Genomic DNA, 12,240 nt, shown 5'->3' with positions numbered 1-12,240 from the left:
ACCGGGTCACCACCGCGGGCTGGCGAGCGTGTAGTCGGGGACGTGCCGCTGCATGTAGCCGGTGTCGTCCCGCTCGCGGATGCCGGAGTCGAGGTACTGGCGGTGCAGGCGCTGCAGGGCGTCCTCGTCGAGTTCCACCCCGAGGCCCGGACCCGTCGGCACCGCCACGGCACCGCCCGAGAACGACAGCGCGCCCGGGACGATGACGTCCTCGTCCGCGCGCTTCCACGGCCAGTGGGTGTCGCACGCGTAGTCGAGGACCTCGGTCGCCCCCGCCAGGTGCACCATCGCGGCGAGGCTGATGCCGAGGTGCGAGTTCGAGTGCATCGACAGCCCCCAGCCCACCGTCTCGGCGATGCCGGCGAGCAGGCGCGACCGTTCGAGCCCGCCCCAGAAGTGGTGGTCCGAGAGCACGACGTCGATCGCGCCGGCGCGGATCGCGGGTGCGACGTCGGCGAAGCTCACGACGCACATGTTCGTGGCGAGCGGGATGCCGGTGCGCGCCCGCACCGCGGCCATGCCGTCGATGCCGGGGGTCGGGTCCTCGAGGTACTCGATGACGCCGGTGAGCGCGTCGGCGACCCGCACCGAGGTCTCGACGCTCCACGCGCCGTTCGGGTCGATGCGCAGCGGGTGCTCGGGGAACGCGTCGCGAAGGGCCAGCACGGCCGCGATCTCGTCGTCCGGGTCGAACACGCCCGCCTTGAGCTTGAGCGCGCCGAAGCCGTACTCGTCGACGATCCGCCGCGCCTGCGCGACGATCCCCTCGGGGTCGAGCGCCGGTCCCCAGGCATCTGCGGGCGAGCCGGGGTGGCCCTCCCACTTGTAGAAGAGGTAGCCGCTGAACGGCACCGTCGCGCGGACGGCGCCGCCGAGCAGATCGCTCACCGGCAGACCGAGCGCCTTGCCTCGGACGTCAAGCGCCGCGACGTCGAACGCCGACAGCACGCGGTCGGCGGTGCTGCTGCCGGTGACCATGCCCGACATCCCGTGGCCGCCGGTGCCCGTGTCGGAGCGCAGCGACGCGCGCACCCGGGCGCGCAGCTCGTTCGTCGCGAAGACGTCGCATCCGATCAGCAGTGACGCCGCGGCTTCGAGGCGACGGAGGTGCCCCTCGTCGCCGTAGGTCTCCCCGAGTCCGGTGAGGCCGCTCTCGGTGCGGATCTGCACGATCGCGCGCAGCGCGTACGGCTCGTGGACCCCGACGGTGTTCAGCAGGGGGAGGTCGGCGAAGGCGACCGGGACGACCCGGACGTCGCGGATGGCGTGCTCGGCGCGGCGCACGATGGGCCTCAGCGCGCGGCGACGAACGAGTCCGCCAGCACGCGGCGCGCGTCCGAGACGAGTTGCTCGAGGTGGTCGGCGTGCTCCGGCAGGGCGTCGACCAGGGGAGGTCGGACGTGGCCGGCATCCACTCCGGTGAACCGCGTGACACCGGCCTTGATCAGCGAGACCGCGTACCCCGGGACGACGTTCCGGAGTCGGACCAGGGGGTGGAAGAACGCGGCGTCGAGCGCTGCGATCGTCGCGGTGTCCTCGTTCTCGACGGCGGCGAAGTACGCCAGTGCGATGTCGGGCGCGAAGGCGAAGGATGCCGACGAGTACAGCGGCACGCCGATCGCCCGGTAGGCCACCTGCGCGATCTCGGCCGTGGGGAGGCCGTTGAAGAACTGGAAGTCGGCGGCACCGGGCACGTCGCTGTCGCGGACGGCGCGGATGATGCGGGTGATGACGTCGATCTCGCCGACGCCGTCCTTCAGTCCGATGACGTTCGGGATGCGGGCGATCTCGAGGGTCGTCGCCTCGGTGAAGCGCGCGGTGCCGCGGTGGTAGGCGATGATCGGCAGGCTCGTCGCCGACGCCACGCGCCGGACGTACTCGACGAGCCCCGCGTCGGGACCCACCGTGAGGTACGGCGGCAGCAGCAGGATGCCGGTGGCACCCGCACGCTCGGCGACCTGCACCTGCTCGATCGCCGCCGGCAGCGGACCGCCGGCGCCGACGAACAGCGGGGTGCGCCCGCCGATCACGGCGGCGCTCGTCTCGACGACCGTGGCGTAGTCGGTCTGCCCGAGCGCGTGGAACTCGCCCGTGCCGCACGCCGCGAAGATGCCGCCAGGCCGGTGCTCGAGGCCCTGGGCGATGTGGTCGCCGAGGGCGACGCGGTCCACGGTGTCCTCCCGGGTGAACGGGGTCACGGGGAAGAAGAGGATTCGGTCCAGCACGGCAACTCCCTAGATCCTCGGCCCGCTCCGATGCGAAAGGCCGATCACGCTCGACGCTAGGGTTGCGATGGATACAGTCGCAAACCATAATTTGCACCGATTGATATCGGGAGGGTATGGATGCTGTCGCTCGTCCAACTGGAGTGCTTCGTCGCCGTCGCGGAGGAGCTGCATTTCGGCCAGGCCGCCGCCCGGCTGCGGATGACCCAACCGCCGCTCAGCCGGCAGATCCAGCAACTCGAGCGCGAACTCGACACCCGCCTCTTCGAGCGGACGAGCCGGCGCGTGCAGCTGACGGAGGCCGGCCGCACCCTGCTGCCGAGCGCCCGACGCATCATCGACCTCGCCGCCAAGGCCACCGCCGATGTCCGCTCGGTCGGGCACGGGGCGTCCGGCACGCTCACCGTCTCGTACACGGCGATGGCGGGGCAGAGCGTGCTGCCCGCGTTCCTGCGGCGCGCGGCGCGCGAGCTGCCCGGCGCGACGCTGCTGCTGCGCGAGCTCGTGACGGCCGATCAGATGGAGGAGCTGGAGAAGGGCACCGTGGACGTCGGCCTGCTGCGGCCGATCGTCGAGCGCCCGGGGGTCTCGTCGCGGTCCGTCCTCGACGAGAAGCTCGTGCTGGCCGTGCCGTCCGACTCCCGACTGGCGGAGCTCGCCGACCCGATCTTCCTCTCCGACACGAGCGACCAGCCGCTGCTCATGTACTCGCCGGGCGGCGCGCGCTACTTCCACGACCTGCTGCTGTCGATGTTCGTCCGGGCCGGCGTGCACCCCCGCATCGTGCAGTACGCCGGTCAGGTGCCGGCGTTGCTGGCGCTCGTGAGCGCGGGCCTCGGGTTCACGCTCGTCCCGGAGTCGGCGCAGGGGCTCCCCATCGCGGGCGTGACCTTCCGGCGGCTCTCGCCGGACGACCGCTCCGACGACGTCAACCGGGTGCGGCTCGACGTCGCGTGGGCGACCGAGTCGACCAATCCGCTGCTTCCCGAGGCCCTGCGCGTCCTGGATGCGACGCTGGAGCAGCACGCCGCGGAGTCGGGGATCGATGCCGTCGGCGCATGAGTCGATGCCCTAACGGCCTTTGATGGCACCGGTCGGCTGTGCATAGGGTGGGGCCACTACCGACGTCGAAGGCGAGGATCGGATGAGCACCCCCGTTGTGGTCTCCTACGACGTGATCCCCGTGGCGGGTCACGACAGCATGCTGCTGAACCTGAGCGGTGCGCACGCCCCCTACTTCACGCGCAACCTCGTGCGCCTGACGGACATCGACGGTCGCGTCGGCATCGGCGAGGTGCCCGGCGGCGAGCCCATCCGCGCCGCGCTCGAAGCCTCGGGCGCGCTGCTGGTCGGCACGCCCGTCGCGGCGTACCGCGAGACGCTGCGATCGCTCACGGCATCCCTCGCCCACCTCGATGCCGCGGGGCGAGGCGACCAGACCTTCGATCAGCGCATCGCCGTGCACGCCGTGACCGCCTGGGAGAGCGCGCTGCTCGACCTGCACGGCAAACAGCTCGGCCTGCCGGTGAGCGCCCTCCTGGGCGACGGGCGCCAGCGCGACGAGGTCGACGTGCTCGGCTACCTCTTCTTCATCGGCGACGCGGATGCCACGGACCTGCCCTACCTGCAGTCGGAGGGCGCCGCCGGGTCGTGGGAGGACGTGCGGCGCCGGACGGCCCTCGACGCGGACGCCGTCGTCGGGCTCGCCCGTGCCGCGCAGGAGCGCTACGGGTTCAGGGACTTCAAGCTGAAGGGCGGCGTCCTGCTGCCCGAGACCGAAGCCGACGTCGTCACGGCGCTCGCCGAGACGTTCCCCGGTGCGCGGGTCACGCTCGACCCGAACGGCAGCTGGCCCCTCGCCGAGGCGATCCGGCTGGGTGGGCGCCTGCGCGACGTGCTGGCCTACGCCGAGGATCCCGTGGGGCCCGAGGGTCGCTACTCCGGCCGCGAGACGATGGCCGAGTTCCGTCGGGCGACCGGCATGCGGACCGCGACGAACATGATCGCGACCGACTGGCGCGAGATGGCCCACGCGGTCCGCACGCAGGCCGTCGACATCCCGCTCGCCGACCCGCACTTCTGGACGATGGCCGGTTCGGTCCGCGTCGCCCAGCTGTGCGACGACTTCGGCCTCCAGTGGGGGTCGCACTCCAACAACCACTTCGACGTGAGCCTCGCGATGTTCACGCACGTCGCCGCCGCGGCCCCGGGCACGCCGACCGCCGTCGACACCCACTGGATCTGGCAGGACGGCCAGCGCCTCACCGTGCAGCCGCCGATCATCCGGAACGGGCGGATCGCCGTCTCGTCCGCGCCCGGGCTCGGGGTCGAGCTCGACGACGCGCAGGTCGCCGCCGCACACGAGCTGTACCTGCGCGAAGGGCTCGCCGGCCGGGATGACGCGCACGCCATGCGCTACCTCGTGCCCGACTGGGAGTTCCACCCCAAGCGCCCCGCCCTGCAGCGAGCCCAGCTGGAGCGCACCGCATGAGCACGCCGTCGTCCGCAGAGGAGTCCCCCGTGTCGACCACCACCGCCGCGCCGCGCGCCGAGGCATCCGTTCCCTCCCGTACCGAGCGGGCCGTCCTCCTCGAGGTCCGCGACCTCACCGTGGCCTACCGCATGGGCGACCGCGAGGTCGAAGCCGTCCACCACATCGACCTGACGATCGGCGCGGGCGAGGTCGTCGCCGTCGTCGGCGAGTCCGGGTCGGGCAAGAGCACCATCGCGCACGCCATCATCAACCTCCTCCCGCCCAACGCGCGCGTGACGTCGGGGAGCGTGAGCCTCGGCGGCGACGACCTGACGGCGAAGCCCGAGGCGCAGTGGCGGAAGGTCCGGGGCAAGCGCATCGGCCTCGTGCCGCAGGACCCGTCGCTCTCGCTCAACCCGGTGCGTCGTGTCGGGCCGCAGGTCGCCGAGCCGCTCCGCATCCACAAACTGGCGACGCGCGCCGAGGCGAACGCCCGGGCGGTCGAGCTGCTCGAGATGGCGGGGATCACCCACCCGGCCGAGCGCGCGAAGCAGTACCCGTACCAATTCTCCGGAGGGATGCGCCAGCGCGCCCTCATCGCGACCGCGCTCGCCGCACGGCCCGAGCTGATCATCGCCGACGAGCCCACGAGCGCCCTCGACGTCACCGTGCAGAAGCAGGTGCTCGACCACCTCGACCACCTCGCCGACGAGTTCGGCACCTCGGTCCTGCTCATCACGCACGACCTAGGGGTCGCCGCCGACAGGGCCGACCGCATCATCGTGATGAAGGACGGCGCGGTGGTGGATGCCGGGCCCGCCGCGCAGGTGATCTCGTCGCCGACCGCCGAGTACACGCGCCAGCTGATCGCGGCATCCCCCGACATCTCCTCGCACGTGCGCCGTGCCGAGGCGACGACCCGGCGCGGCCTCGACGACAGCGACTGCATCGTCCGGCTGTCGCACCTCGTGAAGACCTTCCCGCTGCCGGCCTCGTCGCGTCGCGACGGCGCGCGCGAGGTCACCGCCGTCGACGACATCTCACTCGACATCCGTCGCGGCGAGACGCTCGCCGTCGTGGGGGAGTCCGGCAGCGGCAAGTCGACGCTCGCGCGCCTCGTGCTGCGGCTCGAGGAGCCGAGCTCGGGCTCGATCGAGTTCGACGGCGCCGACATCACCGAGCTCGCGCCGGCACCGCTGCGGCAGCTCCGGCGCAAGTTCCAGCTCGTCTATCAGAGCCCGTACGACTCGCTGAACCCGCGGCTGACGATCGAACAGCTCATCTCCGAGCCGCTGCACTCGCTCGGTTCGATCGACGGCACGGCTCGGCTCCGCAAGGTGCGGGAGCTCGTCGAGCAGACCGCGCTGCCGCAGGGCGTGCTCGCGCGCTACCCCGACGAGCTGTCGGGCGGACAGCGACAGCGCGTCGCGATCGCGCGTGCTCTCGCGCTCGATCCGGAGTTCCTCGTGCTCGACGAGGCGGTCTCGGCGCTCGATGTGTCGGTGCAGGCGCAGATCCTCGATCTGCTCATCACCCTGCAGGCCGAGCGCTCGCTCAGCTACCTCTTCATCACGCACGACCTGGGCGTCGTCGCCGAGATCGCCGACCGGGTGGCCGTCATGCGCCACGGACGCCTCGTCGAGGCGGGTACGGCGGCGCAGATCCTGACGGCGCCGACCGATCCCTACACGCAGGCGCTCATCGCCGCGATCCCAGGGCAAGGTCGGCATGTGCGCCGGAAGGGCGCGTCGGTCTGAGACCGCGTCAGAGCTTCGCCGGCGCGAAGCGGTAGCCGATCCCGCGGACCGTCTCGATCCAGCGGCATCGCCGGGCCGTGCCGCCGAGCTTGCGCCGTAGATTCATGACGTGCACCTCGATGGCGTGCAGGTCGTGCGCGTTCACGTGATCGCCGTTCCCGCCGTTCTGGCGACGCAGCAGCAGGACGATCCAGGACTTCTCGAGGACGACGTCGGGGTTCCGGACGAGGGCCAGCAGCAGATCGAATTCCGACCGAGTGAGGTCGATGCGGCGGTCGGCGAGCTCCGCCCGACGGGATGCCGGGTGCAGCCGCAGTCCGTCGACGACGAGCCAGTCCGACTCGGTCGGCGGCAGGGCGTCGGCGGCGCCGAGCGTACGACGCAGGATCGCATCGAGCCGGGCGCGCAGCTCGAAGGGGCGCCACGGGCGCAGGATGTAGTCGTCCGCGCCACTGCGGAACGCCTCGACGGCGGCCGTCTCCTCGGTCATGTCCGAGAGGATGACGACCGATCCGGCGTGGAACGAGCGGATGCGGCGCACCACTTCGAACCCGTCGATCCCCGCAAGGGTGGTGTCGACGGTGACGAGGTCGGGCTGCAGGCGGTCGACGGCCTCGACGGCGGCGAAGCCGTCGGAGAACGAATGCACCTGGAAGCCGTGCTGCTGCAGCGTGGTGGAGAGGCGGTCGCGAGCCGTGCCGGCGTCCTCGACGAGGACGGCCACGCGTGTGACCGGTCCCAGGGTTCGCGCGGGAGCGGGGTGTTCGAGAAGAGTCATGTGTAGTCCGATGGGGTCCACGACTGTCGCTTCCCCCGCTTTCATTAAAATGCATTAATCTTCCGGCGCAACTCAGCGCGCCCCAGCGCTACCTCAGCTTTGCCTCAGTTGCGGTCGGCGCCGTGTGTCGCTGCAGCCCTGCTGTCTACTCTGGCGAGGCGCGCTCGGACTGGGTGGGCACGTGCGCGCCCCGACCTGAGTCCGGCCGCCGATACAGGGGGTGCAGGATGCGGGGGATCGCACAGACACTGGTGTTGACCGGGGCCGTGCTCGCCGGCGAGGTCGCGACGCTCGTCGACGAGTACGGCGAGACGGACGAGCTGATGCAGCAGCTGCTGGCGCGGGGCGTCGTCACGCCCAATCAGTTGGCAGAGGCCGTGGCCCTCCACACGGGGCACCGCTACATGGACCTCTCGGGACGCCAGCTCGACGCGGCGGTCGTCGCGCTGCTGCCCGGCGGCATGTGCCGCAAGCACCGCGTGCTGCCGGTCGAGCGCACCGGCGACCGGCTCGTCCTCGCGATGGCGGACCCGTCCGACATCATCGCCCTCGACGATGTCGCGACGATCACCGACCTGCACATCTCGCCTGTCGTCGTCGCCCTGGATGCGCTCGAGAGCGCTTTCCAGCGCTACGTCCGCTCGGACGACGAGATCTCCGACCTGTCGGCCGCCCTCGAGGAGTCCGCCGCGGCGGAGGTCTCGGTCGAGGAGCTCGACCAGTCCGACAGCGACGCGCCCATCGTCCGCTTCGTCAACCTCCTCATCACGCAGGCGATCGACGACCGTGCGAGCGACATCCACGTCGAACCCGGCGAGACCCACCTCGCCGTCCGCTACCGCATCGACGGGGTGCTGCACGAGATGCAGCGCGCCGACCGCGCGATCCAGGACGGTGTCGTCTCGCGCCTGAAGATCATGGCCTCGATCGACATCGCCGAGCGCCGCAAGCCCCAGGACGGCCGGCTCTCGGTGACCCACGTCGGTCGCAAGATCGACCTGCGCGTGGCGACGCTGCCCACCGTGTGGGGCGAGAAGATCGTCATGCGCATCCTCGACAACACCGGCGTGAGCCTGTCGTTGCGCGACCTGCAGATGGGGCGGGGGAACCTGGGGCGGTTCCGCTCGGCCATCACCCGCCCGCACGGACTGGTGCTCGTGACCGGCCCCACCGGCTCCGGCAAGTCGACGACGCTCTACACGGCGCTCCGCGAGGTCGCGAACCCCGCCGTCAACGTCATCACCGTCGAGGACCCGGTCGAGTATCGGATCCCCGGGATCAATCAGGTGCAGGTCAACGCGAAGGCGGGCCTCACCTTCCAATCGGCGCTGCGCAGCATCCTCCGTTCCGACCCCGACATCGTGCTCGTCGGCGAGATCCGCGACACCGAGACGGCGATCATCTCGATCGAGGCGGCCCTCACCGGTCACCTCGTGCTCTCGACGCTGCACACCAACGACGCCCCCGGCGCCGTCGCGCGTCTCACCGAGATCGGCGCCGAGCCCTTCCTCGTGGCGACAGCCCTGTCGGCGGTCGTCGCCCAGCGCCTCGCTCGGCGCCTGTGCACGGCGTGCCGCCAGCCGTACCGCGAGGACCCCGCCGTCCTCGAGCGCCTCGGCTTCCCGTTCGATCCGAGCGATCCGCCCGAGCTGTTCCGCAAGGGCGGATGCCCCGAGTGCTCCGGCACGGGCTACCGCGGCCGTGTCGGCCTGCACGAGGTGATGGCGATGTCCGACGAGATCGAACAGCTCGTGGTCTCGCATGCGACCGGCAGCGACGTCCGCGCGGCGGCGCTCCGCGACGGGATGACGAGCCTTCGCGAGGACGGCTGGTCGAAGGTCGTGCTGGGGGCGACGACGATCGAGGAGGTCCTGCGTGTCACGGTCTGAACTGCGAGCCCGGGCGGTGTCGTCCGACGCCGGCGCGACCGCTCTGCTCGACGGCATCCTCGGAACCGCCGCGGGGATGGGGTCCTCCGACATCCACTTCTCGGCGGATGCCGTGACCCTCCACCGTCACGACGGACACCTCATCCCGGTCACGGGCTTTGAGGCGCCGATCCCGGGACCGACGCTGCTCGACGCGCTCGTGTCGATCATGACCCCGTCGCACCGGGAGTCCTTCCATGCGACCGGCGACGTCGACCTCTCGTACACGGTCGCCGGCGTCGGCCGGTTCCGCGTCAACGTGTTCCGCCAGCTCGGCCAGGTCGCCGCGGCCTTCCGACTCATCGCGAGCCGCGCCTTCACGCTCGCCGAGCTCGGCGCGCCCGAGGTGGCCGGCGAACTCGCCCTGCGCCCGCGCGGTCTCGTGCTCGTCACCGGCCCGACGGGCTCCGGGAAGTCGACGACCCTCACCGCGATGATCGATCTCATCAACCGGACCAAGCAGGATCACGTCGTCACGGTCGAGGACCCGATCGAGTTCGTCCACACCTCCCGGCAGTCGCTCATCCATCAGCGAGAGGTCGGCGCCGACACGAGCTCGTTCGCCGAGGCGCTGCGCCGCGTGCTGCGTCAGGACCCCGACGTCATCCTCATCGGCGAGCTCCGCGACCCCGAATCGATCTCGACCGCGCTCACGGCCGCCGAGACCGGTCACCTCGTCCTCTCCACCCTCCACACGCAGGGTGCGGCCAAGAGCATCAACCGCATCGTCGACGCCTTCCCCGCGCACCAGCAGAACCAGGTCCGCACACAGCTCGGCGACGCGCTGCAGGGCGTCGTCAGCCAGACGCTGCTGCCCCGCGCTCACGGGGGCGGCCGGGTGATCGCGACCGAGGTGCTCGTCTCGACGCCCGCCGTCGCGAACCTCATCCGCGAGAACCAGATCGCGCAGCTCTACAACGCGATGCAGGCCGGGGCGGGGCACGGCATGCACACGCTCGACCAGTCGCTGCGGCTGCTGGTCGAGCGCGGTGAACTGAACCTCGCCCTCGCCAAGCACTACCTGACCGACCCGAAGGCCCTCGACGGCGTGCGTGTGCAGCCGGCCGGCGTGCACGCCGACGCGTGGGCCGACCCGATGGATGCGTGGACGCGCTGATATGCCTCTTCAGGAGTACACCTACCGAGCCGTCGGCGCGACCGGCGGCCCCGTCGTCAAGGGCACCGTCGAGGCGGCCAGCGAGAGCGCCGTCGTCTCGAAGCTGCGCGCGCAGGGCCTCGCGCCCCTGCAGGTCGCGCCGATGTCGACGACCGGCCTGCACCAGGAGATCTCGATTCCCGGGTTCGAGAAGGGCGTCAAGGTCGAAGACCTCGCCATCTTCGCGAAGCAGCTCTCCGGGCTGATCAACGCCGGCCTGCCGCTGATGCGCGCGCTCGCCGTCATCTCCGAGCAGACCGAGAGCAAGAAGCTGGCGTCCGCCCTCGTCGCGGTGCAGACCGACATCGCCGCCGGCAAGTCGTTCTCCGCCGCCATGGCGGCGCAGCCCAAGGTGTTCCCGCCGCTCATGGTGAGCCTCGTGAACGTCGGCGAGACCGGTGGTTTCCTCGGCGAGTCGCTCGTCGCGGTCGCGAAGTCGTACCGCTCCGACGTCGACCTGCAGCAGAAGATCAAGTCCGCGATGACGTACCCGATCGTCGTGCTCGTCATCGCCATCCTGGGCGTCCTCGCGATGATCACCTTCGTCGTGCCGATCTTCGAGAAGATGTTCGCCAGCATGGGCGGGGAGCTGCCCATCCCGACGCAGATCCTCGTGACCCTGTCGCGCAACATGATCTGGATCGGGCCGCTGCTCGTCGTCGCCGTCGTGGGCGGGGTGGTCTGGTACCAGCGCGTGAAGGACACCGACCGCTTCCGCGGCGCCGTCGACCCGTTCCGGCTGAAGATGCCGATCTTCGGCGCCTTCATCACGAAGATCGCCGTCGCCCGCTTCGCGCGCAACCTCTCGATGATGCTCAAGGCGGGCGTGCCCCTCCTGCAGGCGCTCGAGCTCGTCGGCAAGGCATCCAACAACAAAGCCATCGAGGACGCCCTCGGCGAGGTGCGCGAGTCGGTGCGCCACGGCAGGTCGTTCTCGACGCCCCTCGCGAAGGCCGAGGTGTTCCCGGCCATGGTGTCGCAGATGGTGTCGGTCGGTGAGGAGTCGGGCACGCTGCCCGACATGCTCGAGTCGATCGCGGACTTCTACGAAACCGAGGTCAAAGCTGCCTCCGAGCAGCTGACCAGCATGATCGAGCCGATCATGATCACCCTGCTGGGTGTCCTCATCGGCGGCATGGTGGTCGCCCTCTACATGCCGATGTTCACGATGTACGAGCAGCTCGGCAGCTGAGACCCACGCGAAAAGCCCCGGACCGTCGCAGGTCCGGGGCTTTTCGCGTGCCGCGGGTGGTCAGCCGGCGACGTAGAAGGCGAGCAGCGTGACCTCGGCGGTGACGGTGCCGTCGTCGTCGGTCGTGATGCCCGCGTTCGTGACGGCGACTGCGCGCGGTCCCTTGCGCAGTTCGTCGATCACGGCGGTCGCCTTCGTGCTGTCGGGTGCCGTGATGCTGACGGTGATGCTCACCTGCTGCGGTCCCTCGCCGGCCGGGGCGGCAACGGGGTCGGCGGGAGTCGCGGCATCCGCTCCTTCGTCCGATCCCGTCGTCTCGGCCGTCGTCTCGGTGGCGGCCGGGGTGGTGCCGTCGGCAGCACCCGCGGCCGCATCGACGGTGCGCGCCGCGAAGGCCGTCGTCTCGCCGACCGTGACGGTCACGACGCGGCCGTCGTGCTCCGAGGCCGCGTCGGCGGCGAGCTGGACGACGTCGTCGGCGCGGACGGATGCCGGGACCACCCGGCGCAGTTCCGCGACCTCCGCGTCGAGCTCGGTCATGTCGGCGGCCTGAGCGGCGAGGCCGTCGAGCACGGCCTGCTGAGTCGCGTTGGACTGCTCGACGGATGCGGCATCCGCGGTGATCCGCTGCGCACCCGTGAACTGCGGCAGGGCGAACAGGAGGGCACCGGCGAGCAGGATGCCGAGGGACGCCACGGCCCCGATGAGGTTGACCAGCTGCTTCGTCATCG

The 12,240-nt window shown here is 70.9% G+C and carries 10 protein-coding genes; 6 read left to right on the top strand and 4 right to left on the bottom strand.

From position 1 onward, the window contains the following. Nucleotides 1-6: 6 nt before the first annotated feature. A complete protein-coding gene (locus tag ABCU91_RS01710; protein WP_413354540.1) occupies nt 7-1,284 on the bottom strand; it encodes a glucarate dehydratase family protein in 1,278 nt (425 codons plus the stop codon). Nucleotides 1,285-1,292: 8 nt separating this feature from the next. Then, the gene (locus ABCU91_RS01705) at nt 1,293-2,225 is read right to left on the bottom strand and encodes a 5-dehydro-4-deoxyglucarate dehydratase (protein ID WP_413354538.1); all 933 of its coding nucleotides are present in this window, start codon (nt 2,223-2,225) and stop codon (nt 1,293-1,295) included. Between the two features lie 120 nt (nt 2,226-2,345). Here ABCU91_RS01705 and ABCU91_RS01700 point away from each other — a divergent pair, with 120 nt between their 5' ends. From ABCU91_RS01700 to ABCU91_RS01690, 3 genes are all read left to right on the top strand, one after another. Then, nucleotides 2,346-3,287 (top strand): LysR family transcriptional regulator, encoded by a 942-nt coding sequence (locus ABCU91_RS01700; protein WP_091357378.1) that lies wholly within the window; start codon nt 2,346-2,348, stop codon nt 3,285-3,287. Nucleotides 3,288-3,369: 82 nt separating this feature from the next. Next, a complete protein-coding gene (locus tag ABCU91_RS01695) occupies nt 3,370-4,716 on the top strand; it encodes an enolase C-terminal domain-like protein (RefSeq protein ID WP_413354537.1) in 1,347 nt (448 codons plus the stop codon). Continuing rightward, nucleotides 4,713-6,455 carry a dipeptide ABC transporter ATP-binding protein gene (locus ABCU91_RS01690; RefSeq protein ID WP_413354536.1) on the top strand — a complete coding sequence of 581 codons (1,743 nt, stop codon included), beginning with the start codon at nt 4,713-4,715 and terminating at the stop codon, nt 6,453-6,455. Before ABCU91_RS01695 ends, ABCU91_RS01690 begins: the two co-directional genes overlap by 4 nt. Nucleotides 6,456-6,462: 7 nt before the next feature. On the opposite strand, the gene ABCU91_RS01685 is transcribed toward ABCU91_RS01690, so the two are convergent. Further along, the gene (locus ABCU91_RS01685; protein WP_307463352.1) at nt 6,463-7,233 is read right to left on the bottom strand and encodes a response regulator transcription factor; all 771 of its coding nucleotides are present in this window, start codon (nt 7,231-7,233) and stop codon (nt 6,463-6,465) included. Nucleotides 7,234-7,460: 227 nt separating this feature from the next. On the opposite strand from ABCU91_RS01685, the gene ABCU91_RS01680 reads away from it, so the two are divergent. From ABCU91_RS01680 to ABCU91_RS01670, 3 genes are read left to right on the top strand one after another with little or no spacing between them, the layout of a single operon-like run. Continuing rightward, entirely contained in the window at nt 7,461-9,122 is a 1,662-nt protein-coding gene (locus ABCU91_RS01680) for a GspE/PulE family protein (protein ID WP_406923221.1), read from the top strand. Continuing rightward, complete coding sequence (locus ABCU91_RS01675) at nt 9,109-10,278, top strand: type IV pilus twitching motility protein PilT (RefSeq protein ID WP_231916485.1); 1,170 nt, start codon at nt 9,109-9,111, stop codon at nt 10,276-10,278. The genes ABCU91_RS01680 and ABCU91_RS01675 overlap by 14 nt, the downstream gene beginning before the upstream one ends. A 1-nt stretch (nt 10,279) precedes the next feature. Next, nucleotides 10,280-11,509, top strand: coding sequence for a type II secretion system F family protein (locus ABCU91_RS01670; RefSeq protein ID WP_413354534.1), 1,230 nt, complete (start codon nt 10,280-10,282; stop codon nt 11,507-11,509). A gap of 60 nt (nt 11,510-11,569) precedes the next feature. On the opposite strand, the gene ABCU91_RS01665 is transcribed toward ABCU91_RS01670, so the two are convergent. Continuing rightward, nucleotides 11,570-12,238: a hypothetical protein gene (locus tag ABCU91_RS01665; RefSeq protein WP_413354532.1), complete on the bottom strand. Its 669-nt coding sequence runs from the start codon at nt 12,236-12,238 to the stop codon at nt 11,570-11,572. Nucleotides 12,239-12,240: the final 2 nt, after the last annotated feature.

Origin of the sequence: Microbacterium phoenicis, from assembly GCF_047302325.1 — a bacterium.
GTDB lineage: Bacteria > Actinomycetota > Actinomycetes > Actinomycetales > Microbacteriaceae > Microbacterium.
This window is presented reverse-complemented; position numbering and strand designations above follow the sequence as displayed.

Bases quoted from the DNA above. Each gene is read 5' to 3' on its own strand.
- ABCU91_RS01700 (WP_091357378.1), top strand. From the start codon at position 2,346: ATGCTGTCGCTCGTCCAACTGGAGTGCTTCGTCGCCGTCGCGGAGGAG.
- ABCU91_RS01695 (WP_413354537.1), top strand. From the start codon at position 3,370: ATGAGCACCCCCGTTGTGGTCTCCTACGACGTGATCCCCGTGGCGGGT.
- ABCU91_RS01690 (WP_413354536.1), top strand. From the start codon at position 4,713: ATGAGCACGCCGTCGTCCGCAGAGGAGTCCCCCGTGTCGACCACCACC.
- ABCU91_RS01685 (WP_307463352.1), bottom strand. From the start codon at position 7,233: ATGACTCTTCTCGAACACCCCGCTCCCGCGCGAACCCTGGGACCGGTC.
- ABCU91_RS01680 (WP_406923221.1), top strand. From the start codon at position 7,461: ATGCGGGGGATCGCACAGACACTGGTGTTGACCGGGGCCGTGCTCGCC.
- ABCU91_RS01670 (WP_413354534.1), top strand. From the start codon at position 10,280: ATGCCTCTTCAGGAGTACACCTACCGAGCCGTCGGCGCGACCGGCGGC.
- ABCU91_RS01665 (WP_413354532.1), bottom strand. From the start codon at position 12,238: ATGACGAAGCAGCTGGTCAACCTCATCGGGGCCGTGGCGTCCCTCGGC.